The organism is Mycobacterium sp., assembly GCF_051006775.1.
In the GTDB taxonomy this organism is placed as follows: domain Bacteria; phylum Actinomycetota; class Actinomycetes; order Mycobacteriales; family Mycobacteriaceae; genus Mycobacterium.
Map to the genome: position 1 here is coordinate 1 of NZ_JBPCSX010000117.1, position 22,453 is coordinate 22,453.

A 22,453-nucleotide genomic window follows, 5' to 3' on the forward strand; every position below is an offset into this window, starting at 1 on the left:
TGGCCGAAGGCGACTCCGAGGAGGCCGACGGGGAGTCGTCGGCCCGCGCCACGCAGGGGGCGAGTGACACCGCTCCGCCGATACCCAGAGCCACGGCCAGGGCCCCGATACGGCCGATATTTTTCACTGAGGTGAGATCGAGGGTGAGGATCATGGCGTGGTGCGCTCCAATGCTGTGACGCGATCTGGCTAATTGCTCCCGGGGACCTAGCGAAGGCAATGCTCACGCTGACGCATCGAACGCCTCAGGTCAATCCCGGTAGATACACGGGCAGCGTTAAGTAATGCCAACCATGGCCATTAGGTAATTCGCGGGCTAGGTTGATGTGTCGAGATTCTGCAGGGCGGCCCCGAGTCGGGCCCGCCTGTTGACGCCCAACTTGCGGAAGATGCCGGACAGGTGGGCATCAACGGTTCGTGATGAGATGCTCAGCTGCGCCGCGATCTGTTTGGAACTTTGCCCAGCTGCGGCCAGTTCGGCGACCCGGCGCTCCTGCGGGCTGAGTACGGCGCCATCAGATCGGGGGTCGGCGGCCGCCGCGCCTGCAGCTGCCAATTCGGCACGCGCGCGATCAGCCCACGGACGTGCGCCGAGCCGATCGAAGGTATCGAGGGCCTGCACCAGCGAGTCGCGCGCTGCACTATGGCGAAGCTTTCTCCTCAGCCACATCCCTTGCGCCAGAGTAATTCTCGCGTGCTCAAAGGGATGCTCGGCGAGACCGGGGTGGGCGAGTGCTGATCGGTAGAGCTCATCAGCCTCGGAACCGGAAGCTGTCAGCGCTGACGCTGCAGCGATCAGAGCCGCCACCCGGGGGGACACTTCGGCCAGCTTTAGGCGTACGGCCTCCGCGACATGCTCGCGGGCTTCGGCCATTCGTCCGGTCCGGACCGCGGACTCGACGAAATCCAGGATCGCATCGCCCACCGGGAAGTCGTGACGGGGAAACTGTCCCGGCCGGCCGATCCTGATCATCGACTGGTAGGCCGTCTCATAGTCCGCCTCGGCGAGGGCGACCCGTACCGCGACACGGTCAGCGAGGCTGAGCAGATTACGCAGACCGCGCGGCGCCGACCAGGCGGTCACTTCTGCGGCATATTCGCGTGCGGTCCGCGCTTCGCCCCGCGACGCAGCAAGCACTCCGAGGTCTGCGAGCAACGTCTGACGGACCAGTTGACTGCCGTTGACCTGGCTCGCCATCTCAAGACATCTCGCGCCGACCTCGTCGGCGTTGTCCCAATCGCCCGTGGCGATCAGGTCAAGCAGCACCACCCGCCCGGCCTGGACGGCGTCGATGGACGCGCCGTGCTCGCTGAGCCGGCTGAAGGCCTCGCGAAGCGGAGCCCGGAACCCGGCCATGAAGTCGATGCAGTACGCCGGGTAGGACATCATCAACACCCACCGCGACGGCAGTTGAGACAGCACCCCGACGTAGCCATCGAGGTTCGCGCGCATGGTCTTCGCGGAGCCGAGGATGTCCTCGACGTCGGTTCGGTACAGCAGCACCAACGGCGCCAACCGCGAAAGCAGGGGGTGCACGGCGGCATTGGTCAGATCCCGCAGCCGTTCGTCGTCGGCACAGCCGGTGACGAAGAACAGGAGGTTGACGAGCCGGTTCAGGGTCATCGTGCCGATGGCGTCGGCCCCCGTCAGGACGTCCAGTAACCGCCGGTGGGTCGAGATCACCTCGCCGTCGGCGTAAATCGCCCGGTAGCAGTCGGTGAGGACCTCCAGCGCCCATTCCGTCGTGTCAGGTTCGGCATTGCCGAGAAGTTCCCTGGCCTCGCTGATTCGACCGGCCCGGGTGGCGGCGAATACCGCCTCAGCCAGAAACGCGCTGCGCCGGTCGGTTGAGGTGCTCAACTCCGCGGCCCGTCTCAGCCACTCGATGGCGGCGGGCAGTCCGCCGCGGCGAAGCGACAGCTGCGCGGCCTGACCGAGTAGGTCGGCGACATCCTGGTCGGGTTCGGTAGCCGACGCGGCCAGATGGGAGGCGCGGCGAACCAGTACGTCCCCGTACAACTCGGCGAGATCTCGGTGGGCGCCGCGGCGCTCCTGTGGGCTGGCCCGGTGAACGATCGCGGCGGGCACCAACGGGTGGCGAAAGACGATCTCCCCCAGCGGGTCGGTGATCAGTAGACCCGCCTCGATCGCGGGCTCGGCATTGTTCATCACATAGCGGGCCCGGGTCCCGGACTGGGTCCTTCCGTTGGCGATGCCATCCAGCGACGCCCGCAGCAGCTCGGCGCGCACGTCGGGGTGCAGCTGTTCCAGCCGTCCGCCGAACACCCCCACCAAGCGTTCGGTGAGCGGTATGGCGGCGACGCCCCAGTCGATTCGATCGGCGAATCGCGGCAATTCGGTCAGTGCCAGGGGATTTCCCGCCGCCGCTGTCAGGATCGCAGTCCTGGTCGTCGCCGGCAGCGACCCCGCGACACGCTCCAGCAGTTGCTCGGCATCCGGCGGCTTCAGCGGGGCCACCTCCAACTCGCTCCATCCGGAATTGGTGAACACCGATTGCTCCGGAACCCGCCGACCGACCAGAATCCGCACCCGTGGGTCGGTCAGCCGCCGTCCGACCGCGCCCAGCACTTCCGCGCTGATGCCGTCGAGCCACTGCACATCGTCAACGACGAGCAGCACCGGCGTGGTCTGCGCAGCTAACCCCAGCAGGTTCAACACCGCCCCTGTCAAGGACAGCACCGACGGTGTGGTGTCCGAATCGCCGCCGAAAACCGGGGCCAGCACCGCCGCATCCTGCTCTGTCAAACCGGGGGTGAAATCGACGAGGCCGAACGCCAGCTGGTTGAGCCCACCCAACGCGAAGGGTTCCTCAGCCTCCACGCCCAGGACACGCACGACCCTCCAACCCTCGGCCGTCGCCTGTGCACACACCTGCTCGATCAAGGTGGTCTTACCGACACCGGATTCGCCCTGGACCACCACGGCCCGATCGGTGTCCTCGCGAAACAGCAGAGCGAGCCTGGCCAATTCGTCGCGACGGCCCACGAGTCCTGTGCGTGCCGGCATGGCATGAGTATGGCCGGGTCGCCCGCGGTCGGCATCTATTCCGGTTCGCCGACTTCGTCAGCGGGGTGATCGGCGTCTCCGATCCGCATTGGGACCACGTCGCGCGCGATTACATTTACTATTGTCGCGTGAAAACTGCGCGGTACCTCGGGGGAATCGGCCTCGGCTTCGGCCTCGGGCTCGGGCTCGCGGTGTCCGCCGGTGCCGGGCTGGCACTGGCCGACACCCAGGCTGACACGGCCGGTTCTCCGGATCCCGGTTCGCATCGAAGGTCACCTCAGCTGCAGCGAACCGCTCAACCTAACCGGGTCGCAGTAAGTCCGAGAGCGAAGCGACAAGCAGTACGGGCAGTCACATCGCTTGCGACCACCGGCAACGGCATCACCGTCAACCCGACGGTGGAGTTTGTCGGTGGCATGTTCCGGGGCACGTTGCAGGCCTCGAATTCGCGAAACCTTCCGATGACCTATTCGTCGTCGGGCGGCGACAATGGCGGCAAGCTGACTCTGGGGGCGGTGGCAACCGATCCGCAGAGCTACACCGCGCTGCCCTACGCAACCTGGCTGGATGGCGGCGTGAAGGGTGTGGAGACCTTTCAGGTGAGGGTCAGCGAGGTCACACCGGTCGATCAATTCCTCGTCGGCCTTCCGGTGATCGGCGCGGTGGCCGGCCCGGTGATCAACCTGCTTCAGCAGTTGCCGATGATCAGCGACCTGCTGGCCCCCATCATCGGTGCTTCGGTTTTGGCGGCGATCGAGATCGACGTCGCGGCCAGCGCCCCGGCAGACACCCCACTGGCGTTCACCTACAAGGTCACCTCGTTCGACGGCACCTTGATCAGTACCAACTTCTTTCCGGCGACGGATTTGGCAGCGGGGGAGGTGGCGCCAACGGTGCTGGAAGGCCCGGGCCTTGGGGGGCCGGGCGCGACGACTCCCTCCGGGCCCGCGAACATCGGATTGCTGACTCCGATCGGCTACAACATGATCACCTGGGATCCGCGCGGCGAGTTCGCCTCCGGTGGCGTGCTGCAGATGGACAATCCCAACTACGAGGCCCGCGATGCATCGGCGATCATCACCTGGGCCACCGCTTCCACCCCGACCGCGGTCGAGAACGGCGATCCGAGGATCGGGATGGTCGGCGGTTCCTATGGTGGCGCGATCCAGTTGGTCACTGCCGCAACCGATCCCCGCGTCGATGCCATCGTTCCCCTGATCGCATGGAATTCCCTGAACTCCGCGCTGTACCCCTACGACACCTTCGAGGTCGCTTGGCCCACGATTTTGACGTTGCTGCTGGTACAAGAAGGAGCTCGGGTCAACAGCCAGTTATACAAAGCGGTTTTGACGGGTGACCTGTTCGGCTGGATCAGCGAGACGTCCCAGGCGTTTCTGGGTAGCAGTGGGTCGACTGCGTTGCTCAACGTGTTGCGGATTCCGACGCTGCTGGTGCAAGGCACCGTCGATACGCTGGTGCCGCTGAGCCAGGCGGTGGCGAATGCTGAAGCCATCATGTCCAACGGGTCGGGTGCACCGGTGAAGATGACGTGGTTCTGCGGTGGCCATGGGACGTGTCTGGATCCGGTGAATCCCGGCCAGGAGGCAGTGATCGCAGCCGACCTGGTCGCCTGGATGAATCAGTATGTCGCCGGAAACGGGCGACCCGCGGACGAGATCCCGGCATTCCAGTGGTTCGACCAGAGGGGCGACTACTACGCCTCGAGCCTGCTGCCGTTCCAAGACGGGTTCAATCAGCCTGAGCCCTACACCGTTTCCGGTGCCGGCGGCACCTTGGGCATCGTTCCCTACATCGGGGGATCGGGACCGCTGCCCGGCGTAGCCTGGCCCCTGAGTTGGATTGCCGCGACCAAGGCCGATAACGCCATCAATGTCGCCGCGACTCCGGAGGTCGGGAGTCAGATCGTCGGCGCCCCGCAAGTGAGCTTCACCTACAGCGGTCTGGGCACCAGTCGGGCTGTGTTCGCCCAACTCGTCGATACGGCGACCGGCCGTGTCGTCGGTAACCAGGTGTCGCCGGTGCCTGTGACGCTCGATGGTCAGACGCGCACAGTGTCGGTTCCGATGTATGACATCGCCTACACCGTCGAGACCGGTGACTCGCTGACCCTGCAGATCACCAGTTCGGCCACCCTGTATGAGAACTCGTCATTCGGCGTGATCAACATCTGGAACCCGCAACTGGACCTTCCGCTACGAGCGTTCTAGCAGCCTTCCCGGTTCGGGCTGTCAATCGCCATCGGGCCGGCCTGGATCGCCGTGTTGACGACGTCGAACACCTGCGGGTCCCAGGTGAGCGCGGTCTTCCAATCGAGCTTGGCCTGATCGGACACGAAGATGCTGTGGGTGTCGTCGAAGCTGAAGCAGCGCCGGTGCGGCAGTACCGGATCGTTGATGCCGGCGGCCAGAGCGCTCTCCAGAGCGACGATCCCATCGTTGGGCCACACCGCGGGGTTGCCCGGCCCGGGCAGGGTGAACTTACTGCCGGCGATCAGCGTCACCGGAATCCTGTCGAGCACGCCGGATTGGAACTGGTTCCACCCGTTTGAGCCCATCAGGAACGCCTTGTTGACTTCCCGGCCGGAGCCCGACATCAGTTGCAGGGTGCGGGCCCTGAAGTCCCTCATCGCGCCCTCGCAGAGTTTGTCACCTCCGCAGTCGGTCATCGGGATGAGGTCATTGGAGTAGTCGGAGAGGAAACTGCCCTGCCACGGCGTTCCGATCGTGGTCAGCGTGCGCACCTTGATCGGCGCGCTGGTGCTGGCCAGCACCCGGATGGCGGCACGCGAGTAAAGGCCGCCCATCGAGTGGGCGACGAGATCCACCTCGGTGACACCCTTGTCGGTGTGCAGCCAGTTGATGAACCTGGCCAGGTGCTCACCGGCGGCGTCGATGCTGCCGGTGGAGTTCACCGTCATGTTCTCCGGCAGCGTCACCGGGCACACCCCGAACGCGCCGAAGCCCTGCTGATCCACCACCTGACCGCGGCCGTTCATGGCCGGGGAGGTGTACACGGTGTACTTCTTGTCCACCAGGAACTCGCGGATCGCGGTGTCGGTGTTGCCTGCCGCCAGGCCGGTGGCGCAGGCCTGATCGTTGGTGGTGAACGGGCTGACGGCATCTCCTCCGGAGACCACCACCACCGCCGCGCCGGACGGCCGTTTCTCGCCCGCACCGGAGCCACCGGAACAGCTGGTCAACGTGCCCGCGGCCGTCAACGCCGCAGCGATCACCGCAAAGAATTTCCGCATGACAGGATTGTCCCATCATGAGCCAGCAATCCCGTGTTGTTTTCTCCGGTGTGCAGCCCACGTCGGATTCCCTGCATCTGGGCAACGCCCTCGGCGCGGTCAGCCAGTGGGTCGGGCTGCAGGACGATTACGAGACCTTCTTCTGCGTTGTCGACTTGCACGCGATCACCGTGCCGCAGGACCCGGCGGTGCTGCGTCGGCGCACCCTGGTGACCGCCGCGCAATATCTGGCGCTGGGAATCGACCCGGCCCGCTCGACCATCTTCGTGCAGAGCCAGGTGCCCGCCCATGCTGAATTGTCCTGGGTGCTCGGTTGTTTCACCGGTTTCGGCCAGGTGTCGAGGATGACCCAGTTCAAGGACAAGTCACAGAAGCAGGGTGCTGATTCTACGACGGTGGGCCTGTTCACCTATCCGGTGCTGCAGGCCGCCGACGTATTGCTCTACGACACAAACGTGGTCCCGGTCGGTGAGGATCAGCGTCAGCACCTGGAACTGGTCCGCGACGTCGCGCAGCGGTTCAACGCCCGGTTCCCGGATACCTTCGTGGTTCCGGAGGTGATGATCGCCAAAGAGACCGCCAAGATCTACGACCTGGCGGATCCGACGGCGAAGATGAGTAAATCCGCCGCCACCGAGGCCGGTCTGATCAACCTGCTCGACGATCCATCGGTCTCCGCCAAGAAGATCCGCTCGGCGGTGACAGACAGTGAGCGTGAGATCCGCTTCGATCCGGAGAGCAAGCCCGGGGTCTCCAACCTGTTGTCCATCCAATCAGCGGTGGCCGGCACCCCGGTCGACGAACTGGTGGCGGGCTATGCGGGCCGCGGGTACGGCGACCTGAAGTCCGACACCGCCGATGCCGTTGTCGCCTATGTCACCCCGGTCAAGGCCCGGGTGGACGAGTTGCTCGCCGACCCGGCCGAGTTGCAGGCGATCCTCGCCGCCGGTGCGCAGCGCGCCCGCGAGGTGGCCGGTTCGACGCTCGCCCGCGTCTATGAGCGACTGGGGTTCCTGCCCTGCTGAAAGGAGCATGGCGACGCGCCGCCGGTGCCCAGCGCCGGTACGAGAGTGCCAACGGTGACATCTACGCCGCCGGCATCACGTATTTCACGATCTTCGCAATGTTCCCGTTGTTGATGGTGGGCTTCGCCGTCGTCGGTTTCGTGTTGGCCGGCCGTCCGCAACTGCTGTCCGAGATCGACGCCCGGGTGAAGTCGGCGGTGCCGGGGGACTTCGGCGAACAGATAATCACCCTGATGGATTCGGCCATCGACTCCCGGACGTCGGTGGGTGTCATCGGCTTGGGCACGGCGATCTACGTCGGGTTGCTCTGGATGCAGCGGTTGCGCGCGGCACTGAGCCAGATGTGGGGACAGGACTTCCCGCCGCCGGGCTTCCTCAACACCAAATTCTCCGACATCCGCGCTCTGGCAGCCGCATTCGTCGCCAGCCTGCTGACCATCGGTCTCAGTGCGATGGCGAGTTCGGCACTGCAGTTGGCCGGCCTGCTGCGGGTGGGATCGCTGGTGATTTCGGTTCTGGTGGCGTGGTTGCTGTTCACCGTGATGATCGCCAGGCTCCCGCATGATCCGGCGCCACTACGCCGGTGCGCCCGGGCCGGGTTGCTGGCCGCGGTCGGCTTCGAGATCTTCAAGCAGGGCGCGTCGATCTATCTGCGTGTGGTGATGCACGGTCCGGCCGGTACGGCCTTCGGTCCGGTTCTGGGCCTGATGGTGTTCGCGTACATGACGGCGCGGCTGGTGCTGTTCGCAGCGGCCTGGGCCGCTACCGAACCCGTACCCGCTGATTCAGCGAGCGTGCCGCCATCATCAGGCTGAAGATCACCACGGTGCCGATCACCGCCACGCCCACCCGCACCGGCAATGCATCGGCGGACAGCACCGGCGCGGCCTTGACGCTGGTGTCCGGTTTGGCCGGGATGAGCGACGGATCCGGATCGATCAGCGTTCCGATTCTGGTGTCCGCGGCGGTGGCGAATCCGTAGTCGAGCAGGCGCGCGGACTGCTCCCAGGGCGCGATCGGCTCACGCGAGCCGCGCAGCAGCACCGAGACCAGCCGGCGGCCGTCATGGTTGGCCGCACCGACGAATGTCTGCTGGGCATCGTCGGTGAATCCGGTCTTTCCGCCCATCGCGCCGGGGTAGTTAAGCAGCAGCTTGTTGTCGTTCTCCAACTCATAGCCCGGGGAGTCTCCGTGACCCGGGAAGTTATAGGTGCGGGTGGCCACGATGTTGGCGAATATCGGATTGTTGAAGGCGTACCGGTAGAACAGCCCCATGTCGTAGGCCGAGGTGCTCATCCCGGGGCCGTCCAGACCCGACGGGGTGGCCGCCCGGGTGTCGTGGCCGCCGAGCTTGTTGGCCAGCAGGTTGATCTTCTGCATCGCGACGTCCCACCCGCCGAGCGCGATGGCGAGCGCGTGCGCGGCGTCGTTGCCGGAATGCATCAGCAGCCCGTGCAGCAGATCGTTGACGGTGTAGCGACCGCCGACGTCGACACCGACCTTGGTGCCCTCGGCGTTGGCGTCCTCCTGGGTTCCCTCGATGATCCTGTTCAGCGGCAACTCGTTGATTGCCGCCATGGCGATGAGCACTTTGATGATGCTGGCCGGGCGGTGCCGGCCGTGCGGATCGCGGGCGGCGATGACGTCGCCGCTGTCGAGGTCGGCGACCAGCCAGGCCTCGGCGGAGATGTCGGCGGGAACCGGCGGGGTTCCGGCCGCGACGATCACCCCGCAGCCCGCGAGCGCGTCACCGCCGACCGCGTTGACCGGGACGGGCAGCGGCTGCGGTGGGTCACCGGCGGTGGGTACCTCCGAGGAGTCGACGGCCGGCGGGGTGGACACCTTATAGGGGCAGCTGTTGGGGTCCGGCGGCTCGGCGGTGGCCAGGGCCGGGGTGCCCACGAGGCTGATCGCCGCCGTCAGGGCAGCCGCCCGCGCCACGTGCTTCCAGGTCCCCATTCGACGCAGACTAGGGGATCGGGGCCCCGATTCCGGGGAGCCTCGCTGTGACGGGTGTGACTATTGTTGTTTCGTCAGCGGGGGACGGCGCAGTACGCGACGGCCGGGAAGCCGATGCTGCTCATCCATAACCGTCCCTGGTGCTCCACCAGGCCGGTGACCACACCGAAATCCGGGCGCTTCATCCGCAGGCCGGCCACTGCCGCGCCGCTGTCAGGATCGAACGCCACCGCGTACACCTCCGGGGCGATCTGCGGCTGGAACCGGTCCGGCAGAGCCCACACCAGTTTGCGCAGCCACGGTGCGCGCGGCGCCAGAGCGTCGGCGGCGGCGTTGACCTCGCTGACCATGGCCACCCAGATCAACCCTGTCGACCCCGTCGAGATGTTGTCCGGCATGGCGGAGAGGTGCTCGGCCAGTGGTGTCACAGTGCCGGCCTTCGGTCCGGTCAGCCAGTCCTTGCTCAACCGACGGGCCTGAGTCTCGGCGAATACCAGTGCGCTGCCGTCGAGGGTCGCGGTGAGTCCGTTGGCGAAGTACAGGTTGTCCAGCACGGTGTGCACGCTGCCGTCGGGATCACGGCGGAACAATCCGCCGTCACCGCGCGCCTCGATGATCGCGCCCTTGAAGTTGGCGTAGGTGAACTTCGCCGTCGACTGGGTGAAATAGATTGTGCCGTCTGGCAATTCGACGACGTTCGAGCAGAAGTTCAGCGGCTGGAAGTTCACCGCATCCACCAGTACCTCGATATCCCCGGTGCGGCGGTCCATCGCCAGCAGTCCACCCGGGCTGGTGCAGATCAGCAGCCGTCCATCGCGCGCCACCGTCATCCCGAGCGGCCGGCCGGTGGTCTGTCCGACCACACTCGTCTGGCCGCTCCCGTCGATCCGCACGATGCGGCCGTCGACCAGTCCGGTCCACAGCGCGCCGTCGGCGTCGACGACGATGTCCTCCGGCGCGTCACCGGGCATCGGAACGACGGTCAGGTCGGCGGCGCCGAATTCCGGCAGCGGCTTCACCGGCGGCGGCTGCCACCGGACCGGATCAACGCGCGGCTTGGGACCGCTGACGGCCGACATCTAGTGCACCCACGCGTTGCCGCGGGTCTGCAGGTGGTCCCAGGCCGCGGTGAACACCCGGCGCAGGATCGCCTCGATCTCGTCGAACACCGCCTGGTCGCTGATCAGTGGCGGCGCCAGCTGGACCACCGAGTCGCCACGGTCGTCGGCCCGGCAGTACAACCCGGCCTCGAACAGCTCCACGGACAGGAAGCTGCGCAGCAGCCACTCGCTGACCTCGTCGTCCAGGACGGCCTTGGTGGCTTTGTCCTTGACCAGTTCGATGCCGTAGAAGAACCCCTCGCCGCGGACATCGCCGACGATCGGCAGATCCAGCAGCTTCTCCAGGGTTGCGCGGAAGGCCGGGGCGGTGGTCTTGACGTGATCGTTGATGCCCTCCCGCTCGAAGACGTCGAGGTTGGCCATAGCGGCGGCGGCGGCGACGGGATGCCCGCCCCAGGTGTAGCCGTGGGCGAAGATGTGGTCACTGTTGTTGAACGGCTCGAACAGCCGGTCCGACGCGATCATCGCGCCGAGCGGAGCGTAGCCCGATGTCAGTCCCTTGGCGCAGGTGATGATGTCGGGCACATAGCCAAAGTCGTTGCAGGCGAACATCGATCCGATGCGGCCGAACGCGCAGATGGTCTCATCGGAGACCAGCAGCACGTCGTACTCGTCGCAGATCTCCCGGACCCGCTCGAAGTATCCGGGCGGCGGCGGAAAGCAGCCGCCGGCGTTTTGCACCGGCTCGAGGAACACCGCGGCGACCGAATCCGGGCCCTCCATCTCGATGGCCTCGGCGATCCGGTTAGCCGCCCACTGACCGAACTCCTTCTCGTCGGTGTCGTGGCCCTCGGGTGCCCGGTAGAAGTTGGTGTTGGGCACCCGGAAGCCGCCGGGGGTGCCGGGCTCGAACGGCGCCTTGAAGGTCGGCAGGCCGGTGATGGCCAGCGCGCCGTGCGGGGTGCCGTGGTAGGCGATCGCCCGCGAGATCACCTTGTACTTGCCGGGGCGTCCGGTGAGCTTGAAGTACTGCTTGGCCAGCTTCCACGCCGACTCGACGGCATCGCCGCCGCCGGTGGTGAAGAACACCCGGTTGAGGTCACCGGGGGCGTAATTGGCCAGCCGCGCGGCCAACTCGATGGCCGGTTCGGTGGCATATGACCACAGCGGGAAGAACTCGAGGGTCTCGGCCTGCTTCTTGAGGGCCTCGGCGATCTCCTCCCGACCGTGGCCGACCTGGACGACGAACAGCCCGGACAAGCCGTCGATATAGCGTTTGCCGTTGCTGTCCCAGATGTGGATGCCTTCGCCGCGGGTGATGATCGGTGGGGTGTTTCCGGCGCCGTGGCGGGCGAAGTGGCCCCACAGGTACCGGTCTGCCTTGGCGCCGAGCTCGGCGGTCAGGTTCGGACTGGCGGTGGCTGTCATCGTGTTCCCCAATTATATTGTTGTTTAACGAGTTTCAGGTACACCAACGTCTCGGTGGCGACCACCCCGGGTACCGCCCGGATTTCGGTGTTGAGCAGATCGAGGAGTTCTTCGTCATCGGCGCAGACCACTTCGGCGATGATGTCGAAGGTGCCTGCGGTCAGGACCACGTAGGCGACCGAACTCACGTGTGAGAGCCGCTCGGCAACCTTGGTGGTGTCGCCCTGGCAGCGGATGCCGATCATCGCCTGACGGGTGAAACCCATCTGCATCGGGTCGGTGACGGCCACAATCTGCAGCACCCCGGAGTCGGTCAGGCGCTGCACCCGCTGACGTACGGCAGCCTCGGAAAGGCCGACGGACTTGCCGATCCCGGCGTACGAGCGGCGGCCGTCCTGCTGGAGTTTCTCGATGATCGACTTCGACATCTCGTCCAGCGGTCCGGGTGCGGGCGGGCGGGAGCCGACGGCGCGCATCGGAAAGCGGCCGGCCGGCAGACGCGAATCATTCCGCGAATCGTGCATATCGACGATTGTGCACGGAATTCGTTGTTTTACGCAAAAAAAGCGACGGATTACGTAGAATTCGGCCGTGATTGCGAGTAGTTGGATAGATGGCGCCGCGGTTATCACCGGCGGAAGCCGACATCAGGTCATCAACCCCGCGAACGGCTCCGTCGTCGCCGAACTCGCCCTGGCTACCCCGGGCGATGTCGATGTCGCGGTGGCCGCCGCCAGGTCGGCGCTGCCCGGCTGGTCGGGGGCCACGCCCGCTGAACGGTCGGCCGTGCTGTTCACACTGGCCGAACTCCTCGAGGCCCACGCCGATGAGATCATCGCCGAGGAGGTCAGCCAGACCGGCAAGCCGGTGCGGCTGGCAACCGAGTTCGACGTGCCCGGCAGTGTCGACAACATCGCATTCTTCGCCGGGGCGGCCCGGCACCTGGAGGGCAAGGCCACCGCGGAGTACTCCGCCGACCACACCTCGTCGATCCGCCGGGAGGCGGTCGGTGTGGTGGCCACCATCACGCCGTGGAACTACCCGCTGCAGATGGCCGTGTGGAAGGTCATCCCGGCGCTGGCCGCCGGCTGCACGGTGGTGATCAAGCCGGCCGAGATCACCCCGCTGACCACACTCACGCTGGCCCGGCTGGCCAAGCAGGCCGGCCTGCCGGATGGCGTTTTGAACGTGATCACCGGCGCCGGGGTTGACGTGGGCACCGCGCTGGCCGGACACCGCGACGTCGACGTGGTCACGTTCACCGGATCAACGGGGGTGGGCCGCAAGGTCATGGCTGCCGCCGCCGTTCACGGCCATCGCACCCAGCTCGAACTCGGCGGCAAGGCGCCGTTCGTGGTCTTCGCCGACGCCGACCTCGACGCCGCCGTGCAGGGCGCGGTCGCCGGTGCGCTGATCAATTCCGGGCAGGACTGCACCGCTGCCACCCGGGCCATCGTCGCCGCCGACCTCTACGACGACTTCGTGGCCGGGGTGGCCGAACTGATGGGCAAGGTGGTCGTCGGTGACCCGCAGGATCCCGACACCGATATGGGTCCGCTGATCACCTTCGCCCACCGCGCCAAGGTGGCCGCTATGGTCGACCGCGCCCCGGCGCAGGGCGCCCGCGTCGTCACCGGCGGCAAGGCACCGGACCTGCCCGGCGCCTACTACCTGCCCACCCTGCTGGCCGACGTCGCCGAGGATTCCGAGGCCTACCGCGACGAGATCTTCGGCCCGGTGCTCACCGTGCGCCGCCACACCGGCGACGACGACGCACTACGTCAGGCCAACGACACCGACTACGGCCTGGCCGCCTCGGCCTGGACCCGCGACGTCTACCGCGCGCAGCGGGCGTCCCGGGAGATCAAGGCGGGTTGTGTGTGGATCAACGACCACATCCCGATCATCAGCGAGATGCCGCATGGTGGACTTGGGGCGTCCGGGTTCGGCAAGGACATGTCGGACTACTCCTTCGAGGAGTACCTGACCATCAAGCACGTCATGAGCGATATCACCGGTGTCGCCGAAAAAGGCTGGCACCGAACGATATTCAAGAAGCGCTGACCGGATCACCGGCTGTGACAGCGGGCCAGGGTGCCGGGACCGGCCGCGGCCGGACATTCTGCGGCCACCAGAACCACCGGCCGAGAAGGGCGGCGATGGCCGGCGTCATGAATGCCCGGATCACCAGGGTGTCGAAGAGCAACCCCATCCCGATGGTGGTGCCCACCTGGGCGAGCACCTTCAACTCGCTGATCCCGAACGACATCATGGTGGCGGCGAACACCAGGCCGGCCGACGTCACCACCGATCCACTGCCGCCCATCGCGCGGATGATGCCGGTGTTGATCCCGGCGGGTAACTCCTCTTTGAGTCTGGCCACCAGCAGCAGGTTGTAGTCGGCGCCAACCGCCAGCAGGATGATGACGGCCATCGCCAGCACCATCCAGTTCAGTTCGACGGCAAGGATGTGCTGCCAGATCAGCACTGAGAGACCGAACGAGGCGCCCAGCGAGAGCAGTACTGTGCCGACGATGACCGCGGCGGCTATCACGCTGCGGGTGATGATCAGCATGATCGCGAAAATCAACGCCAGCGCCGCGATCCCGGCGATCAAGAGGTCGTAGGTGTTGCCCTCGGACAGATCCTTGAACATCGACGCGGTGCCACCCAGGTACACCGTGGAACCCTCCAGTGGGGTTCCCTTGATGGCCTCCTTGGTCGCCTTCTTGATCGCTGCGATGCGGGCGATACCTTCGGTTGACAGCGGATCACCGTCGTGGGCGATGATGAAACGCACCGCGTGCCCGTTGGGTGAGATGAACTGTTCCATGCCGCGCTTGAAGTCGGGGTTGTCGAACACCTCCGGCGGCAGGTAGAACGAGTCGTCGTTGCGGGATGCGTCGAAGGCCTCGCCCATTGCGGCCGAGTCCTGCTGCATGGCCGCCATCTGCTCCTGCATGCCCTTCTGCGTGGAGTACATGCCCAGCACCATGGTCTTCATGTTCTTCATGGTCGCGACCATCTCGGGCATCATCGCCACCAGTTGCGGCATGAGTGTGTCGAGACGTTCCATCAGCGGCAGCAGGGTCTGGATGGCTTCGGTCATGGTGTCGACGCCGTCGATGGTGTCGAACACCGAACGCAGTGCGGCGCAGGCCGGGATGTCGTAGCAGTGTGGTTCCCAGTAGAAGTAATTGCGGATCGGCCGGAAGAAGTCGTCGAAGTCGGCGATGCTGTCCCGTAGATCGGTGATGTCGGCGACCATGCCGCGCATCTGCAAGACCATGCCGTGGGTGACGTCGGACATCTGCTGGGTCAGGTTCTGCATCCGCACCATCTGGTCGATGGTGGTCTGCATGTCGTCGGCCTGCCGGAGCATCTTCGCCGTCAGGTCCTCGTTGTACTTCTGGGTGAGTTTCTGGGTGGTGCCCTGCATGCTGATCATGAACGGGATCGAGGTGTGTTCGATCGGGGTGCCCTCAGGGCGGGTGATGGCCTGCACCCGGGAGATGCCCTCGACGGCGAAGATGGCCTTCGCGATCTTGTTGATCACCAGGAAGTCAGCGGAGTTGCGCAGGTCATGATCACTCTCGACCATCAGCATTTCCGGGTTCATCCGCGCCTGCGAGAAGTGCCGGTCTGCTGCGGCATAGCCCGCGTTCGCGGGGGTGTCGGCAGGCAGGTAATTGCGGTCGTTGTAACTGGTGCGGTAGCCCGGCAGCGTCAACAACCCGACGAGGGCCAGTGCCACCGTCCCGACCAGGATGGGTCCGGGCCAGCGGACCACCGCGGCGCCGATCTTCCGCCAACCGCGGACCCGCATCGTACGTTTGGGCTCCAGCAGCCCGAATCGGCTCGCCGCCACCACGATCGCGCTGCCGAGGGTGAGCGCGCACAGGGTCACCACCGTCATCCCGATCGCCAGTGGGACGCCGAGAGTCTGGAAATAGGGCAGCCGGGTGAAGCTCAGACAGAACGTCGCGCCGGCGATAGTGAACCCGGAGCCCAGCACCACGTGGGCGGTACCTTCGAACATCGTGTAGTAGGCGGCCTCGCGGTCCTCGCCGGTCCCACGTGCTTCCTGATAGCGGCCGATCAGGAAGATCGCGTAGTCCGTCGCGGCGGCGATCGCCAGCATCACCAGCAAGCTGGTCGCGAACGTCGAGAGCCCAATGATGTTGTGGTAGCCCAGAAACGCCACCACGCCGCGGGCCGCCGCCAGCGACATCACCACGGATGCCAGCACCAGCAGCACGGTGCCGATCGACCGGTAGAACCACAGCAGCATCGAGATGATGACGACGAACGTCACCATCTCGGTGACCCGCAGGCTCGAGTCGCCGGTCTCCTGCTGGTCGGCGACCATGGCCGCGGACCCGGTGACGAACACCTTGACGCCATCGGGGGGAGTGAGACTGTTGATCGTCGACTTGACCGCCGCCACCGACTCGTTGGCCAGCGCTTCGCCCTGGTTGCCGGCGAGCTTTACCTGGACGTAGACGGCTTTCTTGTCATTGCTCTGGGCGCCCGCCGCAGTCAGCGGGTCACCCCAGAAGTCTTGGACGGACTCCACGTGTTTGGAGTCGGCCTCCAGCTTGGCGATCATCTCGTCGTAGAAGGTGCGCGCCGCATCGTCGAGCGGTTGCTGGCCCTCCAGCACGATCATCGCCGAGCTGTCGGAGTTGCCCTCCTCGAAGACCCGGCCGATACGTTTCATCGCGATCATCGACGGCGCGGCATCCGGGCTCATCGATACCGCCTGGTTCTGCCCGACCACCTCCAACTGCGGCACCGTCACGTTGAGGACGGCGATCAGTGCCAGCCAGCCCAGGATGATCGGGACGGCGAGTTTGCGGATCAGCCGCGCGGCCAGCGACCGCTGATCGCCGTGCGAGGTGCTCATGCGGATTTCACGAAGCAGAAGGTCAACGCGTCCACCCCGGTCGCCGTCCTCTCATCCTTCAGCTCACCGTCGACGCTGATACGGCAGGTGATCGAGGTTCCGGTGCCCTGGGCCATGAGATTGGGCGCGGCACTGGGCGCGCTGGTCTCCAGTGTCAGCGACCACGGCAGAGCGGCGGCGTCGATACGTTGCGGCTTGGCGTCGAGGTCGAGGTAGTTGATGTTGGCCGAACCAGCGCTACCGAAGACCTCGTAGCGGACCACCTTCGGATCGAAGGACTCCGGGTCGTCGGCGAAGACCTTCGGTGTCACCATGATGCCCTCCGAGCCGAAGTACCCGCGCAACCGATGCACGGTGAATCCGGCGACGACCGCCACCACCACCAACAACAGCGGGATCCAGATCCGCTTCAGTGCACGGATCATCGGCGGCGCTCCGGTTCCTCGGTCCCGCCGAAGGCGTTCGGTCGCAGCCGGATCTGAGGCACCCGATGTCTCACAAGTTTCAAACTAGACTGAAAGATGCCCGGCCCGCACACCGGGAGGGGTGGGCTTGGTCACCGTCAGCGAACGGTCAGTTCTTGGTGAATTCCTCGCCGGTCTCCGGGTTGATCGCGGTCTCACCCGGCGGCAGGTTGGACAGGTCCGGTGCGATGACCGTCGGCATATCGCCGGAGTCGGGCAGTCCGAACATGGGCTCCACTCCTTGGGCCGGCACCAGCACCAGGTCGGCACTGGAGCGCCGCGGCAGGGTCAGACCCTGGAAGTAGGACGGCGCACTGACCCGCCACACGAACATCATCACCACGCCCAACGCGAGCGCGCCGATACCGACCACGGCCACCGCGCCGTAACCGAAGATCGTCACGTTGTTGCCGTCGTCGTCGGTCAGCCAGTCCGGCTTAGCGTACTGAATCAGGCCGTAGATGAACACAGCGCTGAGGATCAGTGCGCCCAGCAACGGGACCACGCCGCGCATCATGAAGTCCCGCGCCGACTTGGTGAGGTCCTTGCGGTAGAACCACGCGCAGGCGAAGCCGGTCAGCCCGTAGTAGAAGGCGATCATCAGGCCCACCGAACCGATCAGCGCGGTCAGCAGGTTGGGGCTGACCAGCGTGAAGAGCAGGTAGAACAGGATCGACACCGCACCCATGGCAATGGTCGAGGTGGTGGGCGTCAGGTACTTGCGGTGGATCTTGGCGAACGAGTCCGGTAGCGCCTTGTAGACGCCCATCGACAGCGTGGTGCGGGCCGTCGGCAGGATCGTGGTCTGGGTCGACGCCGAGGCCGAGGTCAGGATCGAGGCGGCCAGCAGCATCAGGGCGATCTTGCCCAGCACGCTGTCGCCGAACAGATCGTGGCCGACCGCGGCGAACACGTCGTCGGCGTTGTCCTGATTGCCCAGGCCGACCCCCTCGTCGCCCACGCCGGCGAAGGCGATCGTGGCCACCGACACCAATGCGTAGGTGGCCAGCAGCAGGAAGGTCGAGATGACCGCCGCGCGGCCCGGGGTGGTGCCGGGATCGTCGGACTCCTCGTTGCAGGCCACCGCGGTGTCCCAGCCCCAGTAGATGAACAGCGCCGTCAGCAGGGCCGGGGCGATCACGGTGGAGAAGTCCAGGCCGGCCGGCCAGAACCAGTCGATCGACGGATGGATCGAGTAGGTCTCGGCGGTGCCGGTGTAGACCTTGAACAGCGCCACGATGGCGAAGGCGAGCAGAACCACGAGTTCGATACCCAGCAGGCCGTACTGCAGGCGTGCCGAGACCTCGATGCCGCGGTAGCAGATGTAGGTCATCACGACGATCCAGATGACGCCCGCCACCGTCGACCACAGCGTGCTGTCAGCCAACTCGGCGGCGCCGGTCCAGCCCAGTCCGCCGACGAAGGTGAACGAGTAGGACCCCGCGATCTGCGCCAGGTTGGCCATCACGATGACGTCGGCGGCGATGATGCCCCAGCCGCCCATCCAGCCGACCAGTGGGCCGAAGGCGCGCGACGCCCAGGTGAAGGTGGTGCCGCAGTCCGGCTCTGCCTTGTTCAGCTCCTGGTAGGCCACCGCGATCATGTACATCGGGATGAAGGCCATCAAGATGATGGCCGGCGCCTTGACACCGGCCAGCAGTGCCCCGCCGCTGGCGACGATCAGGCCGAGGCTGGCGGCCAGCGAGTAGGCCGGGGCGGTGGAGGCCATCCCGACGACGATGCTGGAAACCAGCCCCAGTGCGCCGCCCTTGAGGCCCTTGCTGTCTACGGTCCCCGCCGGTGGCTCGACGGTTAGTTCGCCTTTGCTCATGGCGTAGGAGCGTACGGATCAGAGCCACTCCGTGCGCGCCAACTGCTGAATTTGAGCCTTTATGCCCGCCGCATCGTCACCGCGTGAACAGCAGCGCTCGCTTGACTTCCTGAATGGCCTTGGTGACCTCGATACCGCGTGGACAGGCGTCCGTGCAGTTGAACGTGGTGCGGCAGCGCCACACCCCGTCGACGTCATTGAGGATCTCGAGGCGCTCGGCGGCGCCCTCGTCGCGGCTGTCGAAGATGAACCGATGGGCGTTGACGATCGCGGCCGGACCGAAATAGCTGCCCTCGTTCCAGAACACCGGGCAACTGGTGGTGCAGCAGGCGCACAGGATGCACTTGGTGGTGTCGTCGTACCGGGCGCGGTCGGTCTGGCTCTGGATCCGCTCCTTGGTGGGCGGGTTGCCACTGGTGATCAGGAACGGTTTGACGGCGCGGTAGGCGTCGAAGAACGGCTCCATGTCGACCACGAGATCCTTCTCCACGGGCAGCCCGCGGATGGGCTCGATGGTGATGGTCACCTGCTTGTCGGACTTGGGCAGCAGGTCACGCATGAGCACCTTGCATGCCAACCGGTTGACACCGTTGATGCGCATGGCATCGGATCCGCACACGCCGTGGGCGCAAGACCGACGGAAGGTCAGGGTGCCGTCGAGGTAGTTCTTCGCGTACATGATCAGGTTGAGTAACCGGTCCGAGGGTAGGCACGGAACGCGGAAGCTCTGCCAGCCGCCGGTGTCGGCGTACTTCTCCGGATTCTCCGGGTCGAAGCGCGCGATCTTCAGCGTGACCATCACCGACCCTGGCGCCACAGGTGCGCTCTTCTCGGCCATCAGATCGGTCATCAGTACTTCCGCTCCATCGGCTCGTAACGCGTCTGCACCACCGGCTTGTAGTCCAGCCGGACATCGGAGAGCAGGTCTTTGCCCTCCTTGTACGCCATGGTGTGGCGCATGTAGTTGGTGTCGTCGCGGTTGGGGTAGTCCTCGCGGGCGTGGCCGCCACGGGACTCCTTGCGGTTGAGCGCGCTGACCACGGTCACCTCGGCCAACTCCAGCAGGAAGCCGAGTTCGATGGCCTCGAGCAGGTCGCTGTTGTAGCGCTTGCCCTTGTCGTGCACCGAGATTCGCGAGTATCGCTCCTTGAGTGCATGGATGTCGGTGAGCGCCTGCTTGAGGGTTTCCTCGGTCCGGAACACCGCGGCATTGTTGTCCATCGACTGCTGCAGCTCGGTGCGGATATCGGCGACCCGCTCGTCGCCGTGCTCGGAGAGGATCGCGGCCACCCATTCGGTCACCATCGCGGCCGGTTCCTCGGGCATCTCGATGCGGGGGTTGCCCAGCGCGTAGTAGGCGGCGGAGAACCCGGCGCGGCGGCCGAAGACGTTGATGTCCAGCAGTGAGTTCGTTCCCAGCCGGTTCGCGCCGTGCACCGACACACAGGCGCACTCACCGGCGGCGTAGAGCCCCGGCACGACGTGGGTGTTGTCCCGCAGCACCTCACCGATCAACGTGGTCGGGATGCCGCCCATCACGTAGTGACAGGTGGGGTAGACCGGGACCAGTTCGGTGACCGGGTCCACGCCGAGGTAGGTGCGGGCGAACTCGGTGATGTCGGGCAGCTTGGCTTCCAATACATCGGCACCGAGGTGGCGGACGTCGATGTAGACGTAGTCCTTGTTCGGTCCGGCGCCGCGGCCCTCCAGCACTTCCAGCACCATCGAGCGGGCGACGATATCGCGGGGGGCAAGGTCGACGATCGTGGGCGCGTAGCGCTCCATGAATCGTTCACCCTCGCCGTTGAGCAGGCGCCCGCCCTCGCCGCGCACCGCCTCGGAGATCAGGATGCCCAAGCCCGCCAGGCCGGTGGGGTGGAACTGATGGAACTCCATATCCTCCAGGGGAAGCCCCTTGCGAAAGACGATGCCCAGGCCGTCACCGGTCAGCGTGTGGGCGTTGGAGGTGGTCTTGTACATCCGGCCCGAGCCGCCGGTCGCCAGCACGATCGCCTTGGCATGGAAGACGTGGATATCGCCGGTGGCCAGCTCGTAGGCAACCACGCCGGTGGCCACCGGGCCGCGGGCGGTCTCGGTGAGCACCAGATCGAGCGCGTAGAACTCGTTGAAGAACTCGACGCCGTGCTTGACGCAGTTTTGATAGAGGGTCTGCAGGATCATGTGGCCGGTGCGGTCAGCGGCGTAGCAGGCCCGGCGCACCGGGGCCTTGCCGTGATCGCGGGTGTGGCCGCCGAACCGGCGCTGGTCGATCCGCCCCTCCGGGGTCCGGTTGAACGGCATGCCCATCTTCTCGAGGTCGAGCACCGCGTCGATGGCTTCCTTGCACATGACCTCGACCGCGTCCTGGTCGGCGAGATAGTCGCCGCCCTTGACGGTGTCGAAGGTGTGCCACTCCCAGTTGTCCTCTTCGACATTGGCCAGTGCGGCACACATACCACCCTGGGCGGCGCCGGTGTGGCTGCGCGTCGGGTACAGCTTGGTCAGAACCGCGGTGCGGACCCGTGGTCCGGCCTCGACGGCGGCCCGCATACCGGCCCCGCCGGCGCCGACGATCACGACGTCGTATTTGTGGTGCTGAATCATCTGCGATCTCCCGCTGTGTGGTTCAAGAGAGTGTGGTTCAAGAGATGTTCGGGTCGAAGGTCACCAGGGTGTAGGTGCCCACCACCGTGACCAGGACGACTGACAGTGCCAGCAGGGAGTGCAGCCAGAACCGGGTCGAGTCCTTGCGGGCGTAGTCGTCGATGATCGTGCGCAGGCCGTTGGCGCCGTGCAACTGGGCAAGCCAGAGCATCGAGAGGTCCCAGAGTTGCCAGAACGGCGAGGCCCAGCGCGCGGCGATGTAGTTGAAGTCGATGCGGTAGACACCGCCGTCCCACATCAGACCGATGAACAGATGCCCAAGCACCAGGAAGATCAGCACCACCCCGGAGAAGCGCATGAACAGCCAGGCGTACTTCTCGAAGTTCGGCGTTCCGGAGTGCCGACGCGGGGCGCGTGGATTGTCCAGAGCAGCCGGACGGTTGTGGTCCCGTTCGGCGATCGGGGCCTCGGGGCGGGTCACAGGAATCGCTCCGCCATGTGCATACCGATGATCACCGTGGACGGAACCATGACCAGCAGCCAGACCGCAGCCACCGCCCAGAGCATCTGCCGCTGGTAGCGCGGGCCCTTCCACCAGAAGTCGATGAGGATGATCCGGACCCCGTTGAGCGCGTGGTAGAGCATCGCGGCGACCAGTCCGAGTTCCATCAGGCCGATGATCGGGGTCTTGTAGGTCTCCACGATCTGGTTGTAGGCCTGCGGGCTGACCCGCACCAGGGCGGTGTCCAAGACGTGGACGAACAGGAAGAAGAAGACCGTGGCGCCGGTGATCCGGTGCAGCACCCACGACCACATGCCGGGGTCGCCGCGATAGAAGGTCCGGCGCCGTCGTGGCGACGCCTGCACCGCAGTACT

16 protein-coding genes and 1 pseudogene are annotated in these 22,453 nt (G+C 65.9%); 4 read left to right on the top strand and 13 right to left on the bottom strand.

Going from position 1 to position 22,453, the window contains the following annotated elements; all coding sequences use genetic code 11:
• Nucleotides 1–316 precede the first annotated feature (316 nt).
• A complete protein-coding gene (locus ACR2JI_RS08600; RefSeq protein WP_526389664.1) occupies nucleotides 317–3,028 on the bottom strand; it encodes an ATP-binding protein in 2,712 nt (903 codons plus the stop codon).
• Between the two features lie 128 nt (nucleotides 3,029–3,156).
• On the opposite strand from ACR2JI_RS08600, the gene ACR2JI_RS08605 reads away from it, so the two are divergent.
• Complete coding sequence (locus tag ACR2JI_RS08605) at nucleotides 3,157–5,256, top strand: S15 peptidase family protein (protein WP_526389665.1); 2,100 nt, start codon at nucleotides 3,157–3,159, stop codon at nucleotides 5,254–5,256.
• On the opposite strand, the gene ACR2JI_RS08610 is transcribed toward ACR2JI_RS08605, so the two are convergent.
• Entirely contained in the window at nucleotides 5,253–6,299 is a 1,047-nt protein-coding gene (locus ACR2JI_RS08610) for an esterase/lipase family protein (RefSeq protein WP_526389666.1), read from the bottom strand. The genes ACR2JI_RS08605 and ACR2JI_RS08610 overlap by 4 nt on opposite strands.
• Nucleotides 6,300–6,316: 17 nt before the next feature.
• On the opposite strand from ACR2JI_RS08610, the gene trpS reads away from it, so the two are divergent.
• Together trpS and yhjD are read left to right on the top strand one after the other, a co-directional pair.
• The gene (gene trpS, locus ACR2JI_RS08615; protein WP_526389667.1) at nucleotides 6,317–7,324 is read left to right on the top strand and encodes a tryptophan--tRNA ligase; all 1,008 of its coding nucleotides are present in this window, start codon (nucleotides 6,317–6,319) and stop codon (nucleotides 7,322–7,324) included.
• A gap of 26 nt (nucleotides 7,325–7,350) precedes the next feature.
• Nucleotides 7,351–8,127 (top strand): annotated as a pseudogene (gene yhjD / locus ACR2JI_RS08620) (inner membrane protein YhjD); the annotation flags it as partial.
• On the opposite strand, the gene ACR2JI_RS08625 reads toward yhjD, so the two are convergent.
• The 4 genes from ACR2JI_RS08625 to ACR2JI_RS08640 form a co-directional block, all read right to left on the bottom strand.
• Nucleotides 8,087–9,283, bottom strand: a complete 1,197-nt coding sequence (locus ACR2JI_RS08625; RefSeq protein WP_526389668.1) for a D-alanyl-D-alanine carboxypeptidase family protein — start codon at nucleotides 9,281–9,283, stop codon at nucleotides 8,087–8,089. The pseudogene yhjD and the gene ACR2JI_RS08625 sit on opposite strands and share 41 nt — an antisense overlap.
• Nucleotides 9,284–9,357: 74 nt before the next feature.
• Nucleotides 9,358–10,362 carry an SMP-30/gluconolactonase/LRE family protein gene (locus ACR2JI_RS08630; protein WP_526389669.1) on the bottom strand — a complete coding sequence of 335 codons (1,005 nt, stop codon included), beginning with the start codon at nucleotides 10,360–10,362 and terminating at the stop codon, nucleotides 9,358–9,360.
• Nucleotides 10,363–11,772, bottom strand: coding sequence for an aspartate aminotransferase family protein (locus ACR2JI_RS08635; RefSeq protein WP_526389670.1), 1,410 nt, complete (start codon nucleotides 11,770–11,772; stop codon nucleotides 10,363–10,365).
• The gene (locus ACR2JI_RS08640) at nucleotides 11,769–12,296 is read right to left on the bottom strand and encodes an Lrp/AsnC family transcriptional regulator (RefSeq protein ID WP_526389671.1); all 528 of its coding nucleotides are present in this window, start codon (nucleotides 12,294–12,296) and stop codon (nucleotides 11,769–11,771) included. Before ACR2JI_RS08640 ends, ACR2JI_RS08635 begins: the two co-directional genes overlap by 4 nt.
• Nucleotides 12,297–12,366: 70 nt before the next feature.
• Here ACR2JI_RS08640 and ACR2JI_RS08645 point away from each other — a divergent pair, with 70 nt between their 5' ends.
• Nucleotides 12,367–13,836 carry an aminobutyraldehyde dehydrogenase gene (locus tag ACR2JI_RS08645; RefSeq protein ID WP_526389683.1) on the top strand — a complete coding sequence of 490 codons (1,470 nt, stop codon included), beginning with the start codon at nucleotides 12,367–12,369 and terminating at the stop codon, nucleotides 13,834–13,836.
• Here the strand turns inward: ACR2JI_RS08645 and ACR2JI_RS08650 are convergent.
• The 7 genes from ACR2JI_RS08650 to sdhC form a co-directional block, all read right to left on the bottom strand.
• Nucleotides 13,823–16,678: an MMPL/RND family transporter gene (locus tag ACR2JI_RS08650; protein WP_526389672.1), complete on the bottom strand. Its 2,856-nt coding sequence runs from the start codon at nucleotides 16,676–16,678 to the stop codon at nucleotides 13,823–13,825. The genes ACR2JI_RS08645 and ACR2JI_RS08650 overlap by 14 nt on opposite strands.
• The gene (locus ACR2JI_RS08655; protein ID WP_526389673.1) at nucleotides 16,675–17,103 is read right to left on the bottom strand and encodes an MmpS family transport accessory protein; all 429 of its coding nucleotides are present in this window, start codon (nucleotides 17,101–17,103) and stop codon (nucleotides 16,675–16,677) included. The genes ACR2JI_RS08650 and ACR2JI_RS08655 overlap by 4 nt, the downstream gene beginning before the upstream one ends.
• A gap of 148 nt (nucleotides 17,104–17,251) precedes the next feature.
• Nucleotides 17,252–18,973, bottom strand: coding sequence for an amino acid permease (locus ACR2JI_RS08660; protein ID WP_526389674.1), 1,722 nt, complete (start codon nucleotides 18,971–18,973; stop codon nucleotides 17,252–17,254).
• Nucleotides 18,974–19,049: 76 nt separating this feature from the next.
• Entirely contained in the window at nucleotides 19,050–19,823 is a 774-nt protein-coding gene (locus ACR2JI_RS08665) for a succinate dehydrogenase/fumarate reductase iron-sulfur subunit (RefSeq protein ID WP_526389675.1), read from the bottom strand.
• On the bottom strand, nucleotides 19,823–21,577 hold the full coding sequence (gene sdhA, locus ACR2JI_RS08670; protein WP_526389676.1) for a succinate dehydrogenase flavoprotein subunit: 1,755 nt from the start codon (nucleotides 21,575–21,577) through the stop codon (nucleotides 19,823–19,825). Before sdhA ends, ACR2JI_RS08665 begins: the two co-directional genes overlap by 1 nt.
• Before the next feature lie 37 nt (nucleotides 21,578–21,614).
• Complete coding sequence (locus ACR2JI_RS08675; RefSeq protein ID WP_526389684.1) at nucleotides 21,615–22,064, bottom strand: succinate dehydrogenase hydrophobic membrane anchor subunit; 450 nt, start codon at nucleotides 22,062–22,064, stop codon at nucleotides 21,615–21,617.
• Nucleotides 22,055–22,393 (bottom strand): succinate dehydrogenase, cytochrome b556 subunit, encoded by a 339-nt coding sequence (gene sdhC, locus ACR2JI_RS08680; protein ID WP_526389685.1) that lies wholly within the window; start codon nucleotides 22,391–22,393, stop codon nucleotides 22,055–22,057. The genes ACR2JI_RS08675 and sdhC overlap by 10 nt, the downstream gene beginning before the upstream one ends.
• Nucleotides 22,394–22,453: the final 60 nt, after the last annotated feature.

Excerpts from the sequence above, each read along its gene's own strand:
- ACR2JI_RS08635 (WP_526389670.1), bottom strand. The coding sequence starts at position 11,772 with ATGACAGCCACCGCCAGTCCGAACCTGACCGCCGAGCTCGGCGCCAAG.
- ACR2JI_RS08625 (WP_526389668.1), bottom strand. The coding sequence starts at position 9,283 with ATGGGGACCTGGAAGCACGTGGCGCGGGCGGCTGCCCTGACGGCGGCG.
- ACR2JI_RS08630 (WP_526389669.1), bottom strand. The coding sequence starts at position 10,362 with ATGTCGGCCGTCAGCGGTCCCAAGCCGCGCGTTGATCCGGTCCGGTGG.
- ACR2JI_RS08655 (WP_526389673.1), bottom strand. The coding sequence starts at position 17,103 with ATGATCCGTGCACTGAAGCGGATCTGGATCCCGCTGTTGTTGGTGGTG.
- sdhA (WP_526389676.1), bottom strand. The coding sequence starts at position 21,577 with ATGATTCAGCACCACAAATACGACGTCGTGATCGTCGGCGCCGGCGGG.
- trpS (WP_526389667.1), top strand. The coding sequence starts at position 6,317 with ATGAGCCAGCAATCCCGTGTTGTTTTCTCCGGTGTGCAGCCCACGTCG.
- ACR2JI_RS08640 (WP_526389671.1), bottom strand. The coding sequence starts at position 12,296 with ATGCACGATTCGCGGAATGATTCGCGTCTGCCGGCCGGCCGCTTTCCG.
- ACR2JI_RS08600 (WP_526389664.1), bottom strand. The coding sequence starts at position 3,028 with ATGCCGGCACGCACAGGACTCGTGGGCCGTCGCGACGAATTGGCCAGG.
- sdhC (WP_526389685.1), bottom strand. The coding sequence starts at position 22,393 with ATGTGGTCGTGGGTGCTGCACCGGATCACCGGCGCCACGGTCTTCTTC.
- ACR2JI_RS08610 (WP_526389666.1), bottom strand. The coding sequence starts at position 6,299 with ATGCGGAAATTCTTTGCGGTGATCGCTGCGGCGTTGACGGCCGCGGGC.
- ACR2JI_RS08665 (WP_526389675.1), bottom strand. The coding sequence starts at position 19,823 with ATGACCGATCTGATGGCCGAGAAGAGCGCACCTGTGGCGCCAGGGTCG.
- ACR2JI_RS08650 (WP_526389672.1), bottom strand. The coding sequence starts at position 16,678 with ATGAGCACCTCGCACGGCGATCAGCGGTCGCTGGCCGCGCGGCTGATC.
- ACR2JI_RS08660 (WP_526389674.1), bottom strand. The coding sequence starts at position 18,973 with ATGAGCAAAGGCGAACTAACCGTCGAGCCACCGGCGGGGACCGTAGAC.